The organism is Nonomuraea fastidiosa (assembly GCF_042751225.1).
GTDB lineage: Bacteria > Actinomycetota > Actinomycetes > Streptosporangiales > Streptosporangiaceae > Nonomuraea > Nonomuraea fastidiosa.
In genome coordinates, this window is the sequence record NZ_CP170570.1 from 3743261 (window position 1) to 3766540 (window position 23280).

Below are 23280 nucleotides of genomic sequence, written 5' to 3' on the forward strand. Positions count from 1 at the left end.
ACCCCCGGGCGCGTCACCGCCGCCCGGAGGCCGTTCGGAAGAGCCCTCAGAGCCGTCCAGGGCTTCAGGAAACGAGGAACGGCTACCGCAGGGCCGGAGAGCCGCGCGGTAGCCGTCAGCGGGGGATGTGCGAGTCAGAACTTGCCGACGACCTCGTCGGCCCCTGGGACGTCGGTCAGCGGGCGCGAGGCCGGGCCGACGTACTTGGCGCTGGGGCGGACCAGCCTGCCCGTGCGCTTCTGCTCCAGGATGTGCGCGGCCCAGCCGGCCGTGCGGGCGCAGGTGAACATGGAGGTGAACATGTGGGCGGGCACCTCGGCGAAGTCGAGGACCACGGCGGCCCAGTACTCCACGTTGGTGGCCAGCACCCGGTCGGGCTTGCGGGCGTGCAGCTCCTCCAGCGCGGCCTGCTCAAGGGCGGCGGCGACCTCGTAGCGGGGCGCGCCCAGCTCCTTGGCGGTGCGCCGCAGCACGCGGGCCCGCGGGTCCTCCGCGCGGTAGACGCGGTGGCCGAAGCCCATGAGGCGGTTGCCCTTGTCGAGCTCGCTCTGGACGTACTTCTTGGCGTCGCCGAGCTGCTCGACGCCTTCGATCATGTGCAGGACGCGCGCGGGGGCGCCGCCGTGCAGCGGGCCCGACATCGCGCCGACCGCGCCGGACAGCGCGGCCGCCACGTCGGCGCCGGTGGAGGCGATGACGCGGGCGGTGAACGTGGAGGCGTTCATGCCGTGCTCGGCGGCGGAGGTCCAGTAGGCGTCGATGGCCTTGACATGCTTGGGGTCGGGCTCACCGCGCCAGCGGATCATGAAACGCTCGACGATGGTCTTGGCCTCGTCCACGCGGCTCTGCGGCACCATCGGCAGGCCGAGGCCGCGCGCGGACTGCGCGACGAAGGACAGGGCCATCACCGACGCGCGCGCGAGCTGGTCGCGCGCCTCCTCGTCGCTGATGTCGAGCAGCGGCTTGAAGCCGTAGGCCGGAGCCAGCATCGCCAGCGCGCTCTGCACGTCGACGCGGATGTCTCCGGAGTGGACAGGGATGGGGTACGGCTCCGCCGGGGGCAGGCCCGGCTGGAACGCGTTGTCGACCAGAAGGCCCCAAACGTGCCCGAATGGGACACGGCCGACCAGCTCTTCGATGTCGACGCCCCGGTATCGAAGGGCGCCCCCTTCTTTGTCCGGTTCCGCGATCTCGGTCTCGAAAGCTACGACGCCTTCGAGGCCGGGTTTGAAGTCGGACATTCTCGGCCGCCTCCCTTTCTTGCCATGTTTCGGCAACGCGATGCTCTGCCATGTCGCGGCCGCCGCAGGGGTCTCACAGTCGTTCTCCCCTCGTGCTGGCCCGCTATGTTGATGTCGAGATACCGGCGGGTCAATTTAACCCCCTCCCAGGTCGTGGTCGGTCTCCGGACCCGCCGTTCGGGCAAAGCCCCTGGTCGAAGGCTGGGTCGGACTTTGGGGGACGACCCGCTGGCAAGCGGACCCATCATGTGATCCGCCGCATGAGCGCGCAAGAATACCGTCTCGTGGATGCCACCCCGCGCCCGCCCATGCTGGCGGGGCTTCGCCGTACGTACGAGGGCGAGCCGCTGCTCGAATCGGACCTCGCCGCCGACCCGATCACGCAGTTCACCGCCTGGTTCCAGGAGGCGCTCGACGCCGGGCTGCCCGAGCCCAACGCGATGGTGCTCGCCACCGCCTCCGCGGGCGGCCGGCCGAGCGCCAGGACGGTCCTGCTCAAGGGCTACGACGAACGCGGATTCGTCTTCTACACCAACTACGAGTCCCGCAAGGGCCGCGACCTGGCGGAGAACCCGCGCGCGTCCCTGCTCTTCCCCTGGCATCCGCTGCGCCGCCAGGTCCGCGTGGAGGGCACGGTGACGCGCATGTCGCAGGAGGAGTCCGCCGAATACTTCAACTCCCGCCCGTACGGCTCGCGCATCGGCGCGTGGGCCTCGCGGCAGTCGGCGGTGGTGCGGTCGAGGGAGGAGCTGGACGCCCGCTACGAGGAGCTGGCGGCCCGCTGGCCGGAGAACCCTCCGGTGCCCGACTTCTGGGGAGGCTTCCGCGTCTACCCCCTTGAGGTGGAGTTCTGGCAGGGGCAGCTCGACAGGATGCACGACCGGCTCCGGTACCGGCGGACACGACCCGGTTGGGTTCTGGAGAGACTTGCCCCTTAGTGTCTCTTAAGTGCAAATCGGGGATCTGGTCAAGCGTCATTTCGTCGATACGCGCCCGCTGGGCGTCCCGGCCTACCGGCGGATCTGGGCCGGCCAGACCGTCTCCAACATCGGAGTGCACGTCACCGTCATCGCGGTCGGCCAGCAGGTCTTCGAGCTGACTCAGTCCTCGTTCTACGTGGGGCTGATCGGCATGGCCAACCTGATCCCGCTGGTCGTCTTCGGTCTGTGGGGCGGAGCCATCGCCGACGCCGTCGACCGGCGCAAGCTGCTCATCACCGGCTCGCTCATCGCCTGGACGGCCACCCTGTTCATCTTCGTCCAGGCCCTGCTGGGCCTGGGCAACGTCTGGCTGATCCTCCTCGCGGTCGCGGTCAACTCCACCGGCTTCGCGATCACCGGGCCGACCAGGGGCGCGATCATCCCGCGCATCCTGGGCGCCGAGCTGGTGCCGGCCGCGAACGCGCTCAACTCGCTCGTCTACAGCATGGGCGCGGTCGTCGGCCCGATGATCGGGGCGATCGCGATGACCGGCGGCGGGTTCGCGGCGGCGTACGCACTCGACGCCGTGCTCTTCACCGCCAGCCTTTACGCGTCGCTCAAGCTGCCCCCGCTGCCCCCGCTGGGGAAGGTGACCAGGCCGGGGCTCAAGTCCGTGATCGACGGCTTCAGCTTCATCGCCAAGAGCCCCGTGCTGCTGATGTCGTTCGTCGTGGACATCATCGCGATGGTCCTCGCCATGCCCAGGGCGCTGTTCCCCGAGCTGACCGCCGAGCGCTTCGGCGGCTCGGAGCTGGCGCTCGGCTGGATGACCTCGGCCATGGGCATCGGCTCCGTGGCCGGCGCGCTGTTCTCCGGCTGGGTCGGCCGCGTCAAACGGCAGGGGGTGGCGCTGTCGATCATCATCGCCGTCTGGGGGCTCGCGGTCGCGGGCGCGGGGCTCGCGCACGACCTGTGGCTGGTGGTGCTGCTCATGGCCGTCGGCGGCGTCGCCGACGTCATCTCCTCGGTGTGGCGGCAGTCGATCCTGCAGCTCTACGCGCCCGACGAGATGCGGGGGCGGCTCCAGGGCGTCTTCCTCGTCGTGGTGGCCGGCGGGCCGCGCCTCGGCGAGCTGCGGGCCGGCGCGACGGCGACCGCGTTCGGGCTCACCGGGGCCTGGGTGGGCGGCGGGCTCGCCTGCGCCGTCACCGTGCTCATCGTCGGGTTGTCCGTACGCGGCTTCCGCGAATACCGCGCCCGCTAGCGCATTGCCGCCGTTTCCGTAATGAGCGGCGGCCGGGCGGCCGGGAACGAACCCGGCCGCTCAATTGTTTGCTTCCTTAACCGTCCCCGGCCGTTCTCCCCATAGGGTTCGTGTGACTTCTGCGCCCGAGTTCGACGGGCTCAGTCCCCACCTCGAACGGCGTACCATGCAGTTGGGAGGAGCCTTGACCGCACACGGCCTGATCGATACCACGGAGATGTATCTCCGCACGATTTACGAGCTCGAAGAAGAGGGCATCGTCCCCCTCCGGGCCCGCATCGCAGAGCGCCTTCAGCAAAGTGGCCCCACTGTCAGCCAGACCGTCGCCCGCATGGAGCGCGACGGGTTGGTCCGCGTCGAAGGTGACCGTCACCTCGCGATGACCGAGCTGGGGCGCACGCTCGCCACCCGCGTGATGCGCAAGCACCGCCTCGCGGAATGCCTGCTCACCCAGGTCATCGGCCTGCCCTGGGAAGAGGTGCACATCGAGGCGTGCCGCTGGGAGCACGTCATGTCCGAGTCCGTCGAGACGCGGCTCGTGACGCTGCTCGACAACCCGACCGTCTGCCCGCACGGCAACCCGATCCCCGGCCTGGCGGAGCTGGGTGCCCGCGAGCCCGCCGAGACCGGCGACGACGCGCTCGCCACGATGAGCGAGCTCGCCGCCAACGGCGATACGGCCGTCGTCGTGCGCCGAATCAGCGAACAAGTGCAAAGCGATCCCGCTGCGATGCTTAAACTCAAGCAAGTTGGGATACAACCCGGACGCGAGGTGACGCTCGCGGCGAGCGACGACGGTGTACGGGTGACAGGTGACGGTGACGCGAACGAAACTCCTGCGGAACTCCCCCGCGATATCGCCGCGCACGTTTTTGTCTCCAAGCGCTGACGCGCGCGCGGCTACTTGGTTGAATCCCTCTAGTACTCCAGCCGCATTTAGTGATCGATGATTCGTCGCTGTCGCTGGTAATGGCAGCGGCGGGCGCGGGCTTGATGCCGACGTCGCCACTGTGACCAGCGGATTCGATGACTGGCAGGGTGCCGGGGCTGGGCAAGATGAGCATGCAGACGCCGGATCTCGTTGACGGTAAGCGGGATCAGCTCGCCGGAATCGTCACCGTTCGCACCCTCAAGCTGTGATCGTCCCTGTCGGCAGGGCCCCCTGTGTGGCCAGGCCCGAGAAAGCCTCGCCCTGCTGAGCGCCCGTTGCGCCGGGTGGGCCGGCGGCGAGGAAAGCCAGGTGAGCGTGAGCGACCATGGCCAACGTGACGTGCCGATACCAGGCCAGGTGCTTGCGGACCTGGTAATGGTCCAGGCCGACCTCGTTCTTGGTGGCCTGGAAGCATTCCTCCACGCTCCACCGCGATCCCGCCACTCGCACCAGCTCCGGCAGCGCGACCGGGCCGGTGGCCCAGCAGGTGTAGAACGCCAGCTCGCCGGAATCAGTGATGGAGCGGCGGGCCAGCAGCCACTCGGCCGGGCCGAGCGGGATCCACGCCCAGTCGTAGTAGCGGTGGCCCTTGGCACCCTGGCCGCAGGAGTAACGCTGCCACGCCTGCTCCTCCAGCGCGGCGAAGACCTCATCGGCACGCATCTTCCGGCCGGCCAGCACGATCGGGTGGTCACAGGAGACAGCGAACACGTAGCTCAAACCCCGGCTGCGGCACCGCTCACGCAACACGGGGTTGTCGCCGTAGCCCTCATCCGCGGTGAGCCAGGCGAAGGTGAGCAGCGGATCGTCGGCGGCCCGCTCGATCATCCTCCAGGCCAGCTCCGGTTTGGTCGCGAACTCCACCTGCTCCGGGATGCCGGCGTCGGTGCGCCGCTCGGGTGCGGTGAACCAGGAAGCGGGCAGATACAGTTCCCGGTCGATCAGCACCCGTTGCCGGCCGGGGTGCAGGTAGGAGGCGAACACTCCGACCTGACAGTTGGTGATCTTTCCGGCCGTGCCGGTGTACTGGCGCTGCACCCCGGCCGAGCGGCGGCCCTTCTTCTCGAACCCGGTGTCGTCGACCACCAGCACCCCGTCCAGGCACCCGAGCCGCTCGGCGACCTGGGCCCGCAGTGCATCCCGGACCGCATCGACGTCCCAGCGGGCGTGGTTGAGCAGTCGTTGCATCCCGTCGGGTGTCGCGTCTCCGGCGAACTCGGCCAGGGACCAGCCGTTCTTGCGTTCCAGCGAACTCAGCAGGCCCAGCAGGTAACCACGCGCTCTGATCCGCGGCTCACGCCGGCCGAAGAACGGTGCCACTACCTGCGCGAACAGGTCATCGAACGCATCGGCCCATACACGCGGGTCGATTTCGGCTACCGTGGCTGCCACGGCCACCGCCGATCATCTGGATTCCACACACCCACATGATCACTGCGGTGGCCGTCTCACGTCTCAGCCTCGACCAGATCGAGATCTCGAAGTGCGGCTGGAGTACTAGGGAGGCCCTCCACTCTCCCCTGGCCAAGACTGTTGCAGGAGTGCCCGTGGTCCGTCGTGCAGACACGCCACCCCGAGGAGTGGTCTCCGGATGAAGCGTTGGGGGGATCTGTCACAAGAAGCGGCCGATCACCTGGCTGCCGGGGCCGTGCTCGACCAGGCCGAGATGGCGGTCATCGTCACCGACCGTTTCAGCAATCTCCTCTACTGGAACCCGTTCGCCGAAAAGCTCTTCGGCACGCAGGACAGGTCGCCGTCGCGTGACTCGTCGCTGTCCCTCGGGATCCTGGAGAAGGACCACCCGGTCGCCGTCGAGCTGGCCAAACACGTGCTCAACGGCGGCGTCTGGGAGGGCACGTTCGACGTGCGGCGCGCCGACGGCACGATCGTCTACGTCCGGGCGCAGGCGGTGCCGCTGCGCCACCCCTCGGGGCAGGTGACGGGCATCGTCCTGACGGCCAGGGAGGCGCTGCGCAGCAACGAGCGGGAGAAGGACCGCTTCGGTCTGCTGGAGCGCATCGGCGAGCGGCTGGCCGGCTCGCTGTACGTCGAGGAGACGCTCAAGCGGGTCGCCGAGATGCTGGTCCCCCAGTTCGCCGACCACTGCTTCATCGAGCTGATGGAGGGCGACCGGCTGGTCCGCCGGGTCTCCCAGCACGTACAGGGGTGGACGCCGCCGTCGGGCACATGGAAGCCGGTGGGGGCGGAGATCCGCTACCCCTCCGGCCACTACGCCGACACCGCGCTCCGCCGCCAGGAGACGATCCTGGTCGAAGACTTCTCCCGCAGCCGCTACCCCGCGCCCCACGAGGGCAGCGCGCGGCTGTGCGGCGAGATCGGCATGACCTCGGCCATCGTGGCGCCGCTGCTGGTGCGGGGCGAGACGCTCGGGCTGATGTACCTCGGGCTGTCCAACCTCACCGACCGCCGCAGCCCCCACTACGACGCCTTCGACCGCGACTTCGTGGGCGCCATCGCCACCCGGGTCGCGCTCGCGATCGACAACGCGCTGCTCTTCGAAGAGGAGCGCCACACCGCCGAGTCGTTCCAGAAATACCTGCTGCCGCGCGCGCTGCCGCAGCTCGACGGCCTGCAGATCGCGGTGCGCTACTACCCGGCCGCCCCGCTCGCCTCCCACGGCCAGGGCATCCAGACCCAGGTCGGCGGCGACTGGTACGACGTCATCCCGCTGTCGGCCGGCCGCGTCGGCATCGTGATCGGCGACGTCGAGGGCAGAGGCGCCAAGGCGGCGGCCATCATGGGCCAGCTCAGGGCCGCGCTGCGGGCGTTCGCCCAGGACGACAAGTCGCCGGCCGACATCCTGGCCAGGCTCGACGAGTGGACCCGCATCATCGCCACCCCCGAGCAGGACGACAAGGGCGGCGAGGTCAGCATCCCGCCGATCGTCACCTGCCAATACCTGGTCTACGACGCCTGGTCGCGGCAGCTGTCGTTCGCCAACGCCGGGCACGCGCCGCCGCTGCTGCTTGTCGACGGCGAGTGCCGCGAGCTGGAGATCGAGGAGGTCGGCCAGCCGCTCGGCGTGCGCGCCAAGGGCCTGCACGCCGACCTCGTCTACAAGGAGGAGACCCGCACGCTCCCGCCGGGCGCTGCGCTGCTGCTCTACACCGACGGCCTGGTCGATCGCCGGCCCAGCCGCGACGGCACCTCGCCGAGCGAGGAGGAGACGCTCGGCATCCTGTGCGAGAAGCTCTCCAAGCTGTCCGGCGCCGAGGTCGAGCGCATCGCCGACGCCGCCACGGTCGCGGTGCCCGGCGAGATCGACGACGACATGGCGATCCTCGTGGTCCGCTCCAGCGACGTCGATCTCGACGTCGAGTCCCGCACCTTCCCCGCCCAGCCGATCATGGTCGGCGAGGCGCGGCGCATGGCCGCGGAGGCCTTCGCGAGCTGGAACGTCCCTGAAGAGCGGGCCGAGCTGGCCTGCCTGCTGGTCTCCGAGGTCGTGACCAACGTGGTGCTGCACGCCGCCGCCGCGGGCGTGCCGCGCAGGGAGCTGGTCGTCGAGGGGCCGCCGCTGCCGTTCGAGGAGTCGTGGGACGTCCCCGGCCTCGAAGAGGAGGAGGTCGGCGACAAGGAGTTCACGCTGCGGCTGCGCAGGGGCGCGGAGTCGGTCTGGGTCGAGGTGTTCGACCAGGACCTGCGGCTGCCCCGCATCCGCAGCGCGGGGGAGAACGACGAGGGCGGGCGCGGCCTTTACCTGGTGGATCAGCTCGCCAGGCGTTGGGGCTCGCGTCCTACCAGGGAAGGCAAAGCCGTCTGGTTCGAGATTCCCACGCGCGGCAGGTGAGTGTTCTACTGGCGCAATGGACCTGGCCTTCGAACGACGGGGCTCCGGCGCGCCGCTGATCCTCATCCACGGCATCGGCCACCACTGGCAGGGCTGGCTGCCGGTGCTCGACCGGCTGGCCGCCGCCCGTACGGTGATCGCGCTCGACCTGCCCGGGTTCGGCGCGTCGCCCGGCCTGCCCGACGGCGTCCCCTACACCGCCGAGTCGCTGGCGGACGCGGTCGAGTCGTTCTGTGCGCGGCTCGGCGTACGCGAGCCGCACGTCGCGGGCAACTCGCTGGGCGGCTACATCGCGCTCGAGCTGGCCTCGCGCGGCGTCGTGAGCTCGGCCACCGCGCTGTCTCCCGCCGGGTTCTGGTCCCGCTCCGAGCTGCTCTACTGCCAGGCGGTGCTGCGCGCGCTGCGCGCCACGGCCCGCTCGCTGCCGGCGGAGCGGCTCGCCAGGACGGCGGAGAGCCGCTACCTGCGTACGGTGTCGGCCGGCGTCATGGTCGCCCGCCCCGGACGCCTCGACCCCGCCGCTCTGACCGCGGCCACCGAGGCGCTGGCGCGCTCGACCGGGTTCGACGAGACGCTGGAGTCGTTCGCCGGACTGATGCCGCCCGCCCCGCCCAAGTCGCCCGTCACGATCGCGTGGGGCGAGCACGACCGGCTGCTGCTGCGCCGCCAGGCCGTACGCGCGGCGCGCTGGTCGGGTCAGCGGGTGAAGCTGCTCAAGGGCTGCGGCCATGTGCCGATGAGCGACGACCCTGAACTGGTGGCCGGGGTCATCCTGGGGTCATCCTGCGGGGCTGGTGCGCGCTAGATCTTCGTCTGGCCCCAGAGCAGCAGCATGACCAGGATGAACACGATCATCACACCGGCGTAGCCGACGGGGCCGAGGCGGATCGCCCGGCGCACGCGATTGAGGCCCCAGGCGAACAGCAGTGCCAGGAAGATCAGGAGGATCAGGCCGCTGTCCATGCTGTCCAGTATGCGGCGGAATCGGGGTTGCCGCGCTGAAGGCGTCAGAATTGGAAGGATCGGCCGATGATCTCCTTCATGATCTCGGTGGTGCCGCCGTAGATCGTCTGCACGCGGCTGTCCAGCCACGCCTTGGCGACCGGGTACTCCAGCATGTAGCCGTACCCGCCGTGCAACTGCACGCAGCGGTCGACGACCTTGTTCTGTAGCTCGGTCGTCCACCACTTGGCCTTGGCGGCGTCCACGGCCGTCAGCTTGCCGTCGTTCAGCGCGAGGACGCACTTGTCCACGTAGTGGCGGGCGATCTCGGTCTCGGTGGCCAGCTCCGCCAGGACGAAGCGGGTGTTCTGGAACGAGCCGATGCTGCGGCCGAACGCCTGGCGGGTCCCGCAGTACTCGATCGTCTGCTCAAGCACCGCCTCCGCCGCGGCCACCGCCGCCACCGCGATCGACAGGCGCTCCTGCGGCAGGTTGTTCATGAGCTGGAAGAAGCCCTCGCCCTCCTTGGGGCCGAGGCGGTTGGCCACGGGGACGCGGACGTTCTCGAAGAACAGCTCGGCCGTGTCCTGGGCTTTCATGCCGACCTTGTCCAGGTTCCTGCCGCGTTCGAAGCCCTCCATGCCCCGCTCCACCACGAGCAGCGTGATGCCCCGCGCGCCCGCCTCCGGGTCCGTCTTGGCCACCACGACGACGAGGTCGGCGTTGATGCCGTTCGTGATGAACGTCTTCTGCCCGTTGAGCACGTAGTGGTCGCCGTCGCGGACCGCCGTGGTCCTGATGCCCTGAAGGTCGCTGCCCGCGCCCGGCTCGGTCATGGCGATCGCGGTGATCAGCTCGCCGCTCGCGAAGCCGGGCAGCCAGCGCTGTTTCTGCTCGTCATTCGTCAGATCGACGACGTACGGGGCCATGACGTCGTTGTGCAGCGAGAAGCCGAGGCCGGTCGCGCCGTGGCGCATGATCTCCTCGACGATGATCGCGTTGTACCGGAAGTCCTTGACGCCCGCGCCGCCGTACTCCACCGGCACCGAGAAGCCGAACATGCCCAGCTCCCCAGCCTTCTTCCAGACCTCGCGCGGCACGATGCCGTCCTTCTCCCATCGGGGGTGGTGCGGCACGACCTCGCGGGCCATGAACTCGCGGACGGTCTCGCGGAAGAGCAGGTGCTCCTCGTCGAAGAGGTCACGCTCCATCAACGCCTCCCGGGCCAGAACTCCATTCTGTTACCGCCACGTATACCCGCTTTCGCAGACTCGTGGGGGACCCGGACACGGGTTCATCACAAGTGCTGGAAGGAGGGGGAATCAGCATGTGTTGCGGTGTTTCCCGCCATAAGATCTACCCTCGGTCTATTTGTGGGTGATCGGAGTCTCCGTGAGTCGGTGGCGCAGGGTTTTGATCGCCGGATCGGTGAGCTTAGCGGCAACGGCGGCATTCGTCGCGACGTCCACGATTCCCGGCCAGGCCGAGTCCTCGCTGGTCATGAAGTACCACTGCACGGGCGGCATCGCCGGTGCGGGCGTCGATCTCGAAGCACGCATGACGCCGCAGATCGAGTCGGGCACCATGAACGTGCGCTGGGACATGAAGTACACGAGCGTGCAGCGGTTCGGCTCGCCCGGCTTCTTCCCCGAAGGGTCCTCGCTCGACCTGGAGGGCACCGTCGACGTCAGCGGCGCCTGGGTCGGCCAGCTCCGGCCGAGGGGCGGCCAGCCGCAGGGCGAGCTGGTGCCCGGTGACTTCCTTGACCTGCCGGAAGGTCTCTCCGACAACGCCTCGATCACCCGTGCGGGGAATATCCGCTTCAAGCCCGGCAAACTGACCGTCCGCTTCACGCCCGCCGAGGGCGAGGCCATGGTCAACAACTCGGAGTCCGAGGTCACCTACACCGGCACGTGGCGCTCGCGGTACACGGGCAACGAGTACGACGACTACAAGCACGACATCAACGTGACCAGGGAGAAGGACGCCACGGCGCGTCTGGACTTCGTCGGCACCCAGGTCGCCTACATCGGCCGGCGTGAGAAGGACCTGGGCCCGGTCAGGGTGCTCATCGACGGTCAGCACGTCACCGACGGATTGGTCGAGCCGGGCAAGGACCGCAGCGGCAACCCGATGACCGGCACCGAGACCCAGCAAGTGCTCTGGACCTCGCCGCCGCTCAAATACGGCCCCCACTGGATCGAGGTCATCAACACCGAGGACAAGCGCGCCTACGTGGACGCCTTCCAGGTGACCACCAGCGGCATCAGCGAGCCGCCCGAGTACGGGGAGGCCACCTGCGAGCTTCAGGGCGACCCCGGTGCCATCGACGTCAACGTCCCCGGCCCCACCACGGACCCCACGGACGACCCGACCGAGGACCCGACTGAGGACCCCACCGACGAGCCCACCGACCCCGGTGAGGACCCCAATGACCCGAACGACCCTGGCCAGGACGGTGACAACAACGACGTCGGGACCATCGGCGAGCACGTGAGGGTGGTGCCGCAGGCGTCGAGCAGCACCTCGTCCAGCCCGACGAGCACCGGCCCGACCGCGACCAAGTACTACCGCGCCCAGGTCGCCAAGACCCCCAGCGGTGGCGTGGAGACCGGCGTGGCCCCCGACGAGGACGACCGGCCGCCGTACGGACTGATGGCTACCGGAATGGTCGTCGTGGCGGGCAGCGCCGGCGGCGGGCTGCTGTTGCGGCGGCGGCGGGCCGCGCACGCGGGAGGTGCGTAAGCGATGACCGAGCAGAAGACCCCGATGCAGCGGGCGATGCCCGGCCTGCTCGTCGCCGGTTCGCTCGGCGGTGTCGGCCTGGTCATGGTGACCCTGCTGTCGCTCGCGCCGCCGGTGGACGACGGCTCCGAGCCGCGCGTGGTGGCGCAGGCGGAGCCGACGACGGTGGAGATGCAGAACGCGGGCGCGTTCGTGCTCCCGCCGACCGTCGGGCCCGGTGGCAAGAACGTGCCCCTGACCCCGGCCCGCCTGGACGCGCCGCCTCCGCCGGCGGCCGCGCCGATCGTCCCGGCCATCCCCAAGCCCAAGACCAAGACCACGCGGGTGCGGCCGACCCGCATCAAGATCCCCAAGATCAAGGTGAACGCCCCGATCGGCGCGGTCACGGTGGACAAGAAGGGCGCTCTCGGCACGCCGCCGCTCAATCGGCCCAACAGGACCGGCTGGTACAAGTACTCACCGGTCCCCGGCGAGGCCGGTCCTGCGATCATCAACGGCCACGTCACCACCCGCAGGGGCCCCGCCGTCTTCGACCGCCTGCGCGAACTGGCCAAGGGCGACCACATCTACGTGTACCGATCGGACGGGAAGGTCACCCGCTTCACGGTCAGCGGAATCGAGCAGGCCAGCAAGAACGCGTTCCCGACCAAGCGTGTCTACGGCAACACCAAGGACGCCCAGCTCAGGCTCATCACCTGCGGTGGGGTCTACAACAAGAAGACCCACCACTACACGGACAACATCGTGGTGTACGCGACGCTGTCCAAGAAGAAGGGGTGAGTGTGGGAAAGTTGGGGTGGATTCGCCGGTTTACGGGAAGTTGACCGAGACAGTTCGTAGGATCTCTACCTGACCGTGACCAACGGCTGGAATTCTGGCACGACTGTTGACACCGCTGTGAAACGGAGAAGGACCCGTGCTTATGTCCCAGGTGGGGCGCCGCCTCGCCCAGAAGACGTCCGCATTGGGATTGATGGGTACGCTCGTCGTCTTCGTTTGCTCCATCTTCTTCGTCGTCTCGACGCCCTCCACGGCATCGGCTGCGGTGCAGAAGCAGTTCGCTTTCACGTGCAACGGGTCGTTGCTGGCTCAGACCGCGCGGTCAATCACTGTCACACTAAGTGCGCCTGACTCTGTCACTGCAGGTCAGGCATTCGACCTCTCCGTGGGCATTCCGACCCTGACTCTTGCGCAGGCTCCTGCCGCCGCCACGAAGCTGCAGGTAGAGGCCACGCTGACGCCGACGCCACAGGACTCGGGCGCGAAGGAGGGGGCCGACGTCACGACGAGCACCACCGTTCCGGCGAAGGCGGTCGTGTACAAGATCCCCGTGGCCACGGGCACGACCGGCAAGGTCAGCGTCCGGCCCACGCAGCTTGAGCTGAGCCTCCTTTCCACGCCGAGCACCAGTGCGACCTGCACCCCGACGTCCTCCACCGAGGTCCTGGAAGTGCCGATCGGCAACAGCGATGACACCGGGACCGACGTCGTCAAGTACAGCTGTGACGTCCCCACCGGCTCCACCGACACCAGCTACGAGGCGCGCGAGGTCGACATCAAGGTCGTCCTGACCCCGCCCAGCTCCGCCACCGCCAACGCGGACGCCTCCATCACCTGGACCGGCACCATCCAGTCCACCGGCGACACCCTGACCCTGCCGACGGGCTTCCCCACCACGGGCGCGAAGATGTTCGCGACGATCAAGGCGAGCGGTGCGGGCGCTCCCTCGACGGCGACCGGCGAGGCGACCTTCACGCCGCCGACCACGGGTAACACGGTCACGACGCTCCCCACGGTCACGATCAAGGTGAAGCCCACCACCACGGGCACGGTCAAGCTGACGGCCGGTGACCTCGCGTTCGGCACCTCGTCCACGAGCCCGGCGCTCAAGTGCACGGCTCCCACGACGGGCCTTAAGGAGTACTCGTTCACGGTCAGCAACAGCACCACCAGTCCGACGCCGAGCCCGAGCCCGACCACGACCACCCCGCGTCCGACGCAGACGCACACCGCGACGGTGACGATCACGCCGAGCGCCACCCGTTCGACCAGCACCCCCACCAGGAACTCCCAGACCCCCAAGGCGGGCGCGGACACGGGTGCGGGCGGCATGGCGGGCCCTGACGGGCGGCTGTTCATCCTGACGGGCACCGCGCTGGTGGCGGCGGCCGCGATCGGCGGGCTGGTCCTGCGCCGGCGCTCGATCAGGAGCTGATCCGCGGTGTCCGGCTACTACCCGTACGGCGGCGCCCAGGCTCCGGTCCCTCCTCCTCCGGAGCACAAGGGCAGCGTGGCGCTGAGGGCGGTGCTGATCGTGGCGGCCATCGCCGGGGTCGCCACGGTCGTGGCCGGTTTGCTGATCGTGCTGCGCTCGCCGGCCGAGTACGGCCTGCAGAGCAGCCGCGACAGCCTCGACCTGCAGGCGCAGCCGAAGAGCACCGCCCAGCAGGAGCAGGCGTACTTCCAGGCGCCGGCGAACGTGCCGCCTCCGCTGCCGCAGATCAACCCGGCCCCGCCGATGCTGCCCTCGACTCCGGTGCGGATCGTGATCAAGCGGCTCGGCGTCAACGCGCCGATCAAATCCGTGGGCCTGCGGAAGAACGGCACGATCGAGGTGCCGCCGCCGGACAATCCCAACCTTGTGGGCTGGTATCGCAACATGTCCACGCCGGGTGAGGCGGGTCCCGCGGTGCTCCTCGGGCATGTGGACACGCGTACGCGCCCCGCGGTCTTCGCCAGGCTGAAGGAGATCAGGAACGGCGATACCATCGAGGTCAAGCGCCAGGACAAGACGACCGCGGTGTTCACCGTCGGTGGCGTGGAGCAGGCGAACAAGAAGACGTTCCCGACCCAGCGCGTCTATGGCGGCCAGCAGAACGCGCAGCTCCACCTGATCACCTGCAGTGGCACCTACGATCGCACCACTGGCCACTACACCGACAACCTGATCGTCTACGCGACGATGACGAGCTCCTATCGAAGCTGAGCGCGGAGGCTGGCATGGGCTGGATGGCGAAGCGGAGACTGCGAACTGGCCCGACGGCGGCCGTTCCCGCGAAACCGGCTCAGGCGGAGCTGCTGCGGCTGGTCCGGCTCGCCGACCCGAAGGCCCGGCTCGACGGCGACGACATCGTGGCCACCGACGTGCGCGTGCACGCGCCGGTCGAGGCCGAGCCCGAGCTGACGGGCGGGGTGCTGGAGAAGGTGTGGGCGGTGCGGGTGTCCGCCGAGGGGCCGCTGCCGCTCAACTACTTCGACCGCTATCTCGCCGAGGGCCTGGCGTTCCGGCTGGGCGGGCTGGCGATCTGCCGGGGCGAGGTGAGCGATCCCGCCGATGACGACCAGGGCGGTCCCGCGGTGATCCTCCCCGTACGCCCGGCGCCCCAGGAGCTGTCGCCGCACCTGGCGCAGGAGGAGGACGGCCCCGCGTTCACGGCGGGCGACATCAAGGCGGTGCTGGTGCCGCAGGCGGGGCAGCCGCCGGCCGCGGAGGAGCTGCTGCCGTTCGCCACCGAGCTGACGGCGATCGAGCTGCGCGGCGCCGAGCCGGTCAAGCTGGGCGCGCTGGCGCTGGAGCTGGCGGAGTCGCTCAACGGCATCGCGGTGGATCGGTGGCGGTTCAGGATCGACGCGGCGGAGGATCTCGTGGCCCCGGAGCGACCTGCGGCCGAATGAAATCCTGTTGTACGCTGCCTCTAGTAACCGAATAATGCTCGGTTCTCAGGAGGCACTGTGGCAGAGGCGTACATCGTCGGGGCGGTCCGCACCCCGGTCGGCAAGAAGAAGGGTGGCCTGTCCACCGTCCACCCCACTGACCTGGCCGCGCACACCCTCAAGGCGCTGATCGACCGCACCGGCGTCGACCCCGAGGCGGTCGAGGACGTCATCATGGGGTGCGTCATGCAGTTCGGCCCGCAGAGCATGGACATCGCGCGCAACGCGTGGCTCTCGGCCGGGCTCCCCGAGACGACTCCGGGCGTCACCATCGACCGGCAGTGCGGCTCCTCGCAGCAGGCCATCCACTTCGCCGCGCAGGGCGTGCTCTCCGGCACGCAGGACCTCGTCGTGGCGGGCGGCGTCGAGTCGATGAGCATCGTGCCCATGGGCTCCTCGATCAAGGCGGCGCTCGACATGGGCATGCCGTTCCCGTTCGGCGACAAGTGGGTCGAGCGTTACGGCAAGCAGGAGATCTCGCAGTTCCGCGGTGCCGAGCTGATGTGCGAGAAGTGGGGCTTCACCCGCGACGTCCTCGAACAGTACGCCCTCGAGTCCCACCAGCGGGCCGCCAAGGCCATCGCCAACGGCTACTTCAAGGACCAGATCGAGCCGATCAACGGCGTCGAGGACGACGAGGGCCCGCGGCCCGACACGACGCTGGAGAAGATGGCCGCGCTGAAGACCCTCAAGGAGGGCGGCCAGATCACCGCCGCCACCTCCTCGCAGATCTCCGACGGCTCCGGTGCCGTGCTCATCGCCTCCGAGCAGGCCGTACGCGACCATGGCCTGACCCCGAGGGCCCGCATCCACCAGCTCGCGCTCATGGGCGACGACCCGGTCTACATGCTGACCGCGCCGATCCCCGCGACGCGGCGGGCGCTGAAGAAGGCCGGCATGTCGATCGACGACATCGACGTGGTGGAGATCAACGAGGCGTTCGCCCCGGTGCCGCTGGCCTGGATGCGCGAGCTGGACGCCGACCCGGCCAAGGTCAACCCGAACGGCGGCGCCATCGCGCTCGGCCACCCGCTCGGCGGCACGGGCGCGATTCTCATGACCAAGCTGCTGCACGAGCTGGAGCGCACCGGCGGCCGCTACGGCCTGCAGACGATGTGCGAGGGCGGCGGCCAGGCCAACGTCACGATCATCGAACGGCTCTGACCGGTTTCCCGAAGCGGTGCGGGCGCCGCCTCCAGGCGTAACAAGGGGAGGCGGCGCCCGCTTCTAACTACCCATCCCGGTAGTTGGCTTCTATCGCCCCTTGGGCGGGATGCGGCGTGGCGGCATGATGGGCCGCTTCGGCATCTTGGGCATGGGTCGCACCACGGGCAGGTGCGGACGGTTGTGCTTGGTGGCGCGAGCGCGCATAAAAGGCTCCTTTACGTAATTCGGCGACGCGGCTCGACGATGTCGATCGAGAGCCGGCGGGCGACGTCAGCTACCGCGTCACTGAGTGGACGGGGGACGGACGGGTCGCGTCGGGCGCGAATCACAGGTAAAGGACCATGCGCATGAGGCTACGGGCGCGCTCGGAACCCGTGCAACCTATTTATCCGGCATGCCGGAAAGGCCGGCGCCCGATGTGCGGGCCGGGCACGACGGCGTCCGGTGCGCAGGAGGCGGGTGCCGCGTCAGCCGGCCCTTTCGCGCATCCCTGCGGAGATCACGCGGTCGAGGGCGTCGCGCGACTCGCGCAGGGCCTCCATCGCGCGGTCGATCCTGTCCCGCTCCGCGCGGAGCTGCCCCAGCACGTCCGGGCAGGTGGGCGCGAGGCGCTCGCCCTCGCTCTCCAGGCAGGGCAGCACGGTGGCTATCGCGGACGTGCCCAGCCCGGCGGCGAGCAGGCAGCGGATGCGGCGCACGGTCTCGACGTGGGCCTCGGTGTACTCCCGATAGCCGCTCGGCGAGCGCTCGGGCCGCAGCAGCCCCTGCTCCTCGTAGTAGCGCAGCAGCCGCTCGTGCACGCCGGTGCGCCGGACGAGCTCCCCGATCCGCATGTGATCTCCCTCACCGCGCCTTGACTCTCACATCCATGTGAGACTCTAGCGTTCCCGCATGAGAAGCAGTGTGCTGGTGCCGGCCGTGCTCATGGCGAGCGTGTTCGTGGTCGGCACGTCCGAGTATCTGATCGCGGGATTGCTCCCACAGATGGCCGCCGACCTGGAAGTCTCGGTGTCCACGGCGGGTCAGGCGGTGACGGCGTACGCGCTCGGTGTCGTGATCGGCGGGCCGCTGGTGACGATCGCGACCGTGCGCTTGCCGCGCAAGGGGCTGGCGCTGGGGTTGCTGGTGCTGTTCGCCGCGGGGAACGCGGTCTGCGCGGTGGCGGGGTCGTACGAGGTGCTGATCGCCGGGCGGGTGGTCGCCTCGCTCAGCCACGCCGCCTTCTTGACCGTGGCGCTGATGATGGTCACGCGGGTGGTCGCGCCGGACCGTGCGGGCAGCGCGATCGCCGCCGTCGCCGCCGGTTTCTCCGCCGCCACGCTGCTGGGCGTGCCGCTCGGCGTGCTGCTGGGGGAGGGCGCGGGGTGGCGCACGCCGTTCGCGGTGCTGGCCGCGCTGGCGCTCGCCGTCGCCGGGGCGCTGGCCGCCGCGCTGCCGCGCCAGGACGCGCCGGCCACGAGCGTGCGCGAGGAGATCGCCACGGTGCTCGGCCGCCGCGTGCTGGTCGTGATCGCCACCACGGCGGTCGGCCTGGCCGCGACCTCCACCGTCTTCACCTACCTTGCGCCGGCGCTGACCGGCATCACCGGCCTCGGGCCCGGCGCGGTCTCGACGCTGCTGCTCGTCTACGGGGCGGGCAGCCTGGCCGGCGGTCTGGTGGCCGGGCGGCTCGCGGACCGTTCACTCGCGGGCACGGTGCGCGGCACGTTCATCGGCCTGGCGGTGGTGCTGGCCGCGTTCCCGTTCGCCGTGCCGTGGGCGGGCACCGCCGTCGTGGTGGTGCTGGCGCTGGGCGTGCTGACCTCGGCCACCACGCCCGCGCTGCAGAGCCTGCTGCTCCGGCACGCCGGTCAGGCTCCGATGCTCGCGACGTCGGTGAACGTGTGCGCATTCAACATCGGCATCGCGGCCGGGTCGGCGCTGGGCGGCGGCCTGGTGGCGGCAGACGGGCTGCGCTGGCTCGGCCTGGCCGCCGCCGGGCTCAGCCTCGTCGCCCTCGCCATCAGCTACGCCGCCATCCCCCGCCGCCCCGCGCCCGCGAGCGTGTGAGCCGTCCGTGTCGGTATGCGGCGTCTGTGAGTGTGTGAGCCGTCCGTGCCGGTGCCCGGTGTCTGTGAGTGTGTGAGCCGTCCGTGCCGGTGCTCCGTATCCGTGCGCGAGCCGCCACGACAGTGGCGGCTCGCGCGGACGCTACTCCTCCAGCTGGCCGAGCCGCCACTCCGCCAACGTCTTGATCTGCTCGTCGCGTGACCGGGCGGCATGGCGCAGCAGCGCCGGGTCGTCCTCGGCCATGCGGGCCGCGATCGCCGCCGCGAACAGCCGGGCCACCGGGTCGTCGCTCGCCAGCCCGGCGACCACCTCGCCGGGGTCGGGCTCGCCGGTGTCGGCGGCGATCAGCGCCTCGGTGTGCCGCCGGAGCTCGGGATCGGTGAGCTGCGACAGCCCGGCCATGAGCTGCTCGGTCGAGGCCATCGCCAGGAAGTGCAGAACCTTCCACCGGACGGCGGTGTCGGGATCGCGGCTCAGGGTGATGGCCTGGGCGAGGACCGGAGCGTCCTCCGGCTCCTCGGCGGCGAACAGCACGAACGTGATGGCGAAGAACCGCACCTGGTTACGCGGGTGTGCGAGCAGCGCGGGGACCTCGTCCAGCAGCGACGCCGCGCGGCCTGCTCGGTGGCGCGGTCGATGTCCTCAGGACGGTTGTTCCTCTTGTCGATCTCGTAGCCGAATCTCACAGATCTCCCCCGTTCAGGTCACGCATCGCCGCGTCCACGCGCCGCCGGACGAAGGTCTCGTCCAGCGGCTCCGGCAGGGCCGCGACGTGCGGGGCGACGCCGTCCACGATCTCCTGCGAGCGCCGCGCCGCGTCGTCCTGTGCCTGCTGGATCGCCTTCGTCAGCTCGCGGCCGATGACCGCGGGGGACAGGCGGAGCAGACGCGGGTTCAGATCGATGCCGGTCAGGACGCCGCCCGCTCCGGCCGTGACCCGGATGAACCCGTCGGCGGCCTCGCCGGTGCCCCGCACCTGGCCGATGAGCTGCTTCGCGCCGGACATCTTTCTCGCGCCCAGGTGGCGTCGCAAAGCTCGCCGTTCCCGTGAAATCGGGCTATAACGGCGACAGGGTGCCATCACGGCGGGCAGTACCCATGAGCACAGAACGGCGCAACGTCCGGAGGTGCCATGACCGAGCACGCCAAGTACGCGGAGTCCCGGGAAGTCGGCGAGCAGGCACGCGAGAAGGAGTGGACCCGTCCCAGCTTCGCCAAGCAGCTCTTCCTCGGCGACTATCGGCTGGACCTGGTGCATCCGGCCCCCACGCCGCCCGGCGACGCGGCCAAGCGCGGCGAGGAGTTCGTCAGGTCGCTGCGCCGCTTCCTCGACGCCCACGTCGATCCCCAGCTCATCGAGCGCACCGCGCAGGTGCCCGACGACGTGGTCAAAGGGCTGGCGCGGCTCGGCGCGTTCGGGATCACGATCAAGGAGGAGTACGGCGGGCTCGGCCTGCCGTACCTGTACTACTGCCGCGCTCTCATGCTGGTCGGCTCCTACTGCCCGGCGCTGGCCACGCTGCTGTCGGCGCACCAGTCGATCGGCGTGCCGCAGCCGCTCAAGCTGTTCGGCACCGAGGAGCAGAAGCGCGAGTTCCTGCCCAGGTGCGCGGCGGGGGAGATCTCCGCGTTCCTGCTGACCGAGCCCGACGTCGGCTCCGACCCGGCGCGCCTGGCCACCACTGCCGTACGCGACGGCGACGAGTACGTGATCGACGGCGTCAAGCTGTGGACGACCAACGGCGTCATCGCCGATCTGCTGGTGGTCATGGCCAGGACCGGTAAGAAGATCAGCGCGTTCGTCGTCGAGGCCGACACGCCGGGCATCATGGTCAAGCGGCGCAACGAGTTCATGGGCCTGCGCGGCATCGAGAACGGCGTCACCGTGTTCGACCAGGTCAGGGTGCCCGCCAGGAATCTCATCGGCAAGGAGGGCGAAGGGCTCAAAATCGCGCTCACCACGCTCAACACCGGAAGGCTCTCCCTGCCCGCCACGTGCGCGGGCAACGCCAAGTGGGCGGTCAAGATCGCCCGCGAGTGGGGGAGCGCGCGCGTGCAGTGGGGCCGCCAGGTCGGGCGGCACGAGGCCGTCGCCACCAAGATCGCCTTCATCGCGGCCAGTGCGTATGCCCTGGAGGCCGTCTGCGAGCTGACCAGCAGGCTCGCCGACGACCGGCGCAACGACATCAGGATCGAGGCGGCGCTGGCCAAGCTGTACGCGTCGGAGCTGTCGTACCGGGTGCTCGACGAGCTGGTCCAGATTCGCGGCGGGCGCGGCTACGAGACGGCCGCGTCGCTGGCCGCACGGGGCGAGCGCGGCGTGCCCGCCGAGCAGATGCTGCGCGACTCCCGCATCAACCGCATCTTCGAGGGCTCGTCCGAGATCATGCGCCTGGCCATCACCAGGGAGGCGGTGGACGCGCACCTGACGGCCGCGGGCGAGCTGATCAACCCGGACGCCGGCCGCCACGAGCGCGCCCAGGCGCTGCGCCGGGCCGGCCGCTTCTACGCCACCTGGCTGCCCACCCTGGTCGCCGGTACGGGCAACCTGCCCACCTCGTACGCCGCGTTCGGCCCGCTCGCCGCCCACCTGCGCTTCGTGGAGCGGACCAGCAGGAAGCTGGCCAGGTCCACCTTCTACGGCATGTCCCGCTGGCAGGGCGGCCTGGAGCACAGGCAGTCCTTCCTGGGGCGCATCGTGGACATCGGGGCCGAGCTGTACGCCATGACCGCCGCCTGCCTCAAGGCCGAGGAGGACGCGCGGGACCTGGGGCGGCGGCCGTACGAGCTGGCCGACACCTTCTGCCACCAGGCCAGGCGCCGGGTGGACGCGCTGTTCGCCAGGCTCTGGGACAACACCGACAACCAGGACGTACGCCTTGCCGGGTACGTGCTGGACGGCCGCTACACGTTCCTGGAGGAGGGCATCCTCGACCCGTCGATCGAGGGCCCGTGGATCGGCACGCCGGAGGGCGGCGAGAGCGTCCGGAGGAAGATCTCCTGACATCCGGTCTAGACCGGTTGTGATCCCGCCTTTCGTCAGGTGTTGCAAAAACGAGACGGACCGGTATAGACCGGCCACTTATCTCAGGCTTACGCTGACGCAAAACGCGGGCAAGCCGTGACTCGCGTGCCACATCCCTCTGGGCTGGGTCGGCCTAACTGGTACGGACCAGCTCGACCCGTCCGGCGAGTAGGACGAGAAGGCGGTATCTGCAGTGAACATCAAGCTTGTGGGCGGCGCCGCTCTCGGCATCGCGACCATGCTGGTCCTGTCCAGTTGCGGTGGCGGCGCCGGCGGCGGCGCAGACGACTCCCAGGCGAGCGACGGCCAGGTCACGCTGAAGATGGTCGCCGCCGACTACGGCGACGGTCCCGGCAAGCCGAACTCGGGCGAGAACTTCTGGAAGGGCGTCGTGGACGAGTTCCAGGCGGCCAACCCGAACATCAAGGTCGACGTCCAGGTCATCAACTGGAACGACATCGACAAGCAGGTCGCCACCATGATCCAGAACGGTCAGGTGCCCGACATCCTGCAGACCGGCGACTACTCGGGCTTCGTCAAGGACGGCCTGCTCTACAAGGTGGACGAGGTCCTGTCGCCCGAGGTCTCCGGCGACCTGCTGGAGAAGTTCGCCGAGTTCGGCAAGGTGGACGGCACCGCGTACGGCATCCCGTTCGTCTCCTCCGCCCGCGCGCTGTTCTACAACAAGGACCTGTTCGACAAGGCCAAGATCGCCGAGCCGCCGAAAACCTGGGACGAGCTGAAGGCCGCCGCCGAGAAGCTCAAGGCCGTCGGCGTCACCCAGCCGTTCGGCCTGCCGCTCGGCCAGGAGGAGGCCCAGGCCGAGTCGTTCCTGTGGATGCTGGGCAACGGCGGCGGCTACAAGGACGCCTCCGGCAACTGGGCGATCGACTCCCCGCAGAACGTCGAGACGTTCACCTACATCAAGGGCCTGGTGGACGCCGGCCTGACCACCCCCAACCCGGGCACCAAGGACCGCAAGACGGTCTGGGAGGACTTCGGCGCGGGCAAAGTCGGCATGGTCAACGGCGGCCCCATGTCCATCCCGATCTTCGACGCGGCCGGGCTGAAGAACTACGGCGTCGCGCCCATCCCGGGCAAGAACGGCCCGCTCGACACCACGCTCGGCGTCATGGACTGGATCATGGCGTTCAACAAGAACGGCCACGCCGCCGAGATCAAGAAGTTCTTCGACTTCTTCTACACCGGCAACGCCGCCCAGAAGATCTCCGACACCTACAAGCTGCTGCCCGTCACCAAGAGCGGCATCGAGAAGCTGTCCGGCGACGAGAAGCTCAAGCCGTTCCTCGACGCCCTGCCCAACGCCAGCTTCTACCCCTTCCAGGACCCCAAGTGGGCCGAGGTGAACCCGGCCATCAAGCAGACCATCGGCGGCGCGGTCAAGGACGACCCCGCCAAGGTCCTCGGTGAGCTGCAGAAGACCGCCGAGTCGGCCGCCGGCTGATCCAGC

Annotated in this window: 21 protein-coding genes; 14 read left to right on the forward strand and 7 right to left on the reverse strand. The window is 69.6% G+C overall.

All coding sequences use genetic code 11. From position 1 onward, the window contains the following. Positions 1-134: 134 nt before the first annotated feature. Positions 135-1241, reverse strand: a complete 1107-nt coding sequence (locus ACFMQL_RS17355; RefSeq protein WP_364063204.1) for a citrate synthase 2 — start codon at positions 1239-1241, stop codon at positions 135-137. Between the two features lie 260 nt (positions 1242-1501). Here ACFMQL_RS17355 and pdxH point away from each other — a divergent pair, with 260 nt between their 5' ends. The 3 genes from pdxH to ACFMQL_RS17370 all read left to right on the forward strand — a co-directional run bounded on the left by pdxH (position 1502) and on the right by ACFMQL_RS17370 (position 4314). Further along, positions 1502-2179 (forward strand): pyridoxamine 5'-phosphate oxidase, encoded by a 678-nt coding sequence (gene pdxH / locus ACFMQL_RS17360; RefSeq protein ID WP_364063207.1) that lies wholly within the window; start codon positions 1502-1504, stop codon positions 2177-2179. Positions 2180-2189: 10 nt separating this feature from the next. Beyond that, complete coding sequence (locus tag ACFMQL_RS17365) at positions 2190-3425, forward strand: MFS transporter (RefSeq protein ID WP_364063210.1); 1236 nt, start codon at positions 2190-2192, stop codon at positions 3423-3425. 184 nt (positions 3426-3609) lie between these two features. After that, the gene (locus ACFMQL_RS17370; RefSeq protein WP_364068764.1) at positions 3610-4314 is read left to right on the forward strand and encodes a metal-dependent transcriptional regulator; all 705 of its coding nucleotides are present in this window, start codon (positions 3610-3612) and stop codon (positions 4312-4314) included. Positions 4315-4554: 240 nt separating this feature from the next. On the opposite strand, the gene ACFMQL_RS17375 is transcribed toward ACFMQL_RS17370, so the two are convergent. Next, a complete protein-coding gene (locus ACFMQL_RS17375) occupies positions 4555-5691 on the reverse strand; it encodes an IS701 family transposase (protein WP_364070935.1) in 1137 nt (378 codons plus the stop codon). 256 nt (positions 5692-5947) lie between these two features. Here ACFMQL_RS17375 and ACFMQL_RS17380 point away from each other — a divergent pair, with 256 nt between their 5' ends. Both ACFMQL_RS17380 and ACFMQL_RS17385 read left to right on the forward strand, forming a co-directional pair. Further along, positions 5948-8167: a SpoIIE family protein phosphatase gene (locus ACFMQL_RS17380; protein ID WP_378786082.1), complete on the forward strand. Its 2220-nt coding sequence runs from the start codon at positions 5948-5950 to the stop codon at positions 8165-8167. 16 nt (positions 8168-8183) lie between these two features. Then, positions 8184-8972, forward strand: a complete 789-nt coding sequence (locus ACFMQL_RS17385) for an alpha/beta fold hydrolase (RefSeq protein WP_378786083.1) — start codon at positions 8184-8186, stop codon at positions 8970-8972. Here ACFMQL_RS17385 and ACFMQL_RS17390 read toward each other — a convergent pair. After that, entirely contained in the window at positions 8969-9130 is a 162-nt protein-coding gene (locus tag ACFMQL_RS17390; protein WP_364068758.1) for a hypothetical protein, read from the reverse strand. The two genes, ACFMQL_RS17385 and ACFMQL_RS17390, sit on opposite strands and share 4 nt — an antisense overlap. Positions 9131-9174: 44 nt before the next feature. Next, positions 9175-10320 carry an acyl-CoA dehydrogenase family protein gene (locus ACFMQL_RS17395; protein ID WP_378786084.1) on the reverse strand — a complete coding sequence of 382 codons (1146 nt, stop codon included), beginning with the start codon at positions 10318-10320 and terminating at the stop codon, positions 9175-9177. Between the two features lie 217 nt (positions 10321-10537). Between ACFMQL_RS17395 and ACFMQL_RS17400 the strand changes: the two genes are divergently transcribed. The 6 genes from ACFMQL_RS17400 (at position 10538) to ACFMQL_RS17425 (ending at position 16732) form a co-directional block, all read left to right on the forward strand. Further along, on the forward strand, positions 10538-11854 hold the full coding sequence (locus ACFMQL_RS17400; protein WP_364068754.1) for a hypothetical protein: 1317 nt from the start codon (positions 10538-10540) through the stop codon (positions 11852-11854). A gap of 3 nt (positions 11855-11857) precedes the next feature. Next, positions 11858-12634 carry a class F sortase gene (locus ACFMQL_RS17405; protein WP_378786085.1) on the forward strand — a complete coding sequence of 259 codons (777 nt, stop codon included), beginning with the start codon at positions 11858-11860 and terminating at the stop codon, positions 12632-12634. 385 nt (positions 12635-13019) lie between these two features. Next, complete coding sequence (locus ACFMQL_RS17410; protein WP_378786086.1) at positions 13020-14069, forward strand: hypothetical protein; 1050 nt, start codon at positions 13020-13022, stop codon at positions 14067-14069. A 6-nt stretch (positions 14070-14075) separates the two neighbouring features. Next, the gene (locus ACFMQL_RS17415) at positions 14076-14840 is read left to right on the forward strand and encodes a class F sortase (protein ID WP_364068748.1); all 765 of its coding nucleotides are present in this window, start codon (positions 14076-14078) and stop codon (positions 14838-14840) included. A gap of 23 nt (positions 14841-14863) precedes the next feature. Next, positions 14864-15529 (forward strand): hypothetical protein, encoded by a 666-nt coding sequence (locus ACFMQL_RS17420; RefSeq protein ID WP_364068746.1) that lies wholly within the window; start codon positions 14864-14866, stop codon positions 15527-15529. A 57-nt stretch (positions 15530-15586) separates the two neighbouring features. Further along, the gene (locus ACFMQL_RS17425) at positions 15587-16732 is read left to right on the forward strand and encodes an acetyl-CoA C-acetyltransferase (RefSeq protein WP_364068745.1); all 1146 of its coding nucleotides are present in this window, start codon (positions 15587-15589) and stop codon (positions 16730-16732) included. A 470-nt stretch (positions 16733-17202) separates the two neighbouring features. On the opposite strand, the gene ACFMQL_RS17430 is transcribed toward ACFMQL_RS17425, so the two are convergent. Then, complete coding sequence (locus ACFMQL_RS17430; protein ID WP_364068743.1) at positions 17203-17568, reverse strand: MerR family transcriptional regulator; 366 nt, start codon at positions 17566-17568, stop codon at positions 17203-17205. Positions 17569-17626: 58 nt separating this feature from the next. On the opposite strand from ACFMQL_RS17430, the gene ACFMQL_RS17435 reads away from it, so the two are divergent. Further along, positions 17627-18784 carry an MFS transporter gene (locus ACFMQL_RS17435; protein WP_364068741.1) on the forward strand — a complete coding sequence of 386 codons (1158 nt, stop codon included), beginning with the start codon at positions 17627-17629 and terminating at the stop codon, positions 18782-18784. 141 nt (positions 18785-18925) lie between these two features. On the opposite strand, the gene ACFMQL_RS17440 is transcribed toward ACFMQL_RS17435, so the two are convergent. Further along, positions 18926-19342: a hypothetical protein gene (locus ACFMQL_RS17440; protein ID WP_364068739.1), complete on the reverse strand. Its 417-nt coding sequence runs from the start codon at positions 19340-19342 to the stop codon at positions 18926-18928. 124 nt (positions 19343-19466) lie between these two features. After that, complete coding sequence (locus ACFMQL_RS17445) at positions 19467-19790, reverse strand: YbaB/EbfC family nucleoid-associated protein (RefSeq protein WP_364068737.1); 324 nt, start codon at positions 19788-19790, stop codon at positions 19467-19469. A gap of 126 nt (positions 19791-19916) precedes the next feature. On the opposite strand from ACFMQL_RS17445, the gene ACFMQL_RS17450 reads away from it, so the two are divergent. Together ACFMQL_RS17450 and ACFMQL_RS17455 are read left to right on the forward strand one after the other, a co-directional pair. Then, entirely contained in the window at positions 19917-21788 is a 1872-nt protein-coding gene (locus ACFMQL_RS17450; protein WP_364068735.1) for an acyl-CoA dehydrogenase family protein, read from the forward strand. A gap of 214 nt (positions 21789-22002) precedes the next feature. Further along, positions 22003-23274, forward strand: a complete 1272-nt coding sequence (locus ACFMQL_RS17455; RefSeq protein ID WP_364068733.1) for an extracellular solute-binding protein — start codon at positions 22003-22005, stop codon at positions 23272-23274. Positions 23275-23280: the final 6 nt, after the last annotated feature.

Excerpts from the sequence above, each read along its gene's own strand:
- ACFMQL_RS17405 (WP_378786085.1), top strand. The coding sequence starts at position 11,858 with ATGACCGAGCAGAAGACCCCGATGCAGCGGGCGATGCCCGGCCTGCTC.
- ACFMQL_RS17435 (WP_364068741.1), top strand. The coding sequence starts at position 17,627 with ATGAGAAGCAGTGTGCTGGTGCCGGCCGTGCTCATGGCGAGCGTGTTC.
- ACFMQL_RS17450 (WP_364068735.1), top strand. The coding sequence starts at position 19,917 with ATGACCGAGCACGCCAAGTACGCGGAGTCCCGGGAAGTCGGCGAGCAG.
- pdxH (WP_364063207.1), top strand. The coding sequence starts at position 1,502 with ATGAGCGCGCAAGAATACCGTCTCGTGGATGCCACCCCGCGCCCGCCC.
- ACFMQL_RS17445 (WP_364068737.1), bottom strand. The coding sequence starts at position 19,790 with ATGTCCGGCGCGAAGCAGCTCATCGGCCAGGTGCGGGGCACCGGCGAG.
- ACFMQL_RS17355 (WP_364063204.1), bottom strand. The coding sequence starts at position 1,241 with ATGTCCGACTTCAAACCCGGCCTCGAAGGCGTCGTAGCTTTCGAGACC.
- ACFMQL_RS17390 (WP_364068758.1), bottom strand. The coding sequence starts at position 9,130 with ATGGACAGCGGCCTGATCCTCCTGATCTTCCTGGCACTGCTGTTCGCC.
- ACFMQL_RS17430 (WP_364068743.1), bottom strand. The coding sequence starts at position 17,568 with ATGCGGATCGGGGAGCTCGTCCGGCGCACCGGCGTGCACGAGCGGCTG.
- ACFMQL_RS17420 (WP_364068746.1), top strand. The coding sequence starts at position 14,864 with ATGGCGAAGCGGAGACTGCGAACTGGCCCGACGGCGGCCGTTCCCGCG.
- ACFMQL_RS17385 (WP_378786083.1), top strand. The coding sequence starts at position 8,184 with ATGGACCTGGCCTTCGAACGACGGGGCTCCGGCGCGCCGCTGATCCTC.
- ACFMQL_RS17395 (WP_378786084.1), bottom strand. The coding sequence starts at position 10,320 with ATGGAGCGTGACCTCTTCGACGAGGAGCACCTGCTCTTCCGCGAGACC.
- ACFMQL_RS17380 (WP_378786082.1), top strand. The coding sequence starts at position 5,948 with ATGAAGCGTTGGGGGGATCTGTCACAAGAAGCGGCCGATCACCTGGCT.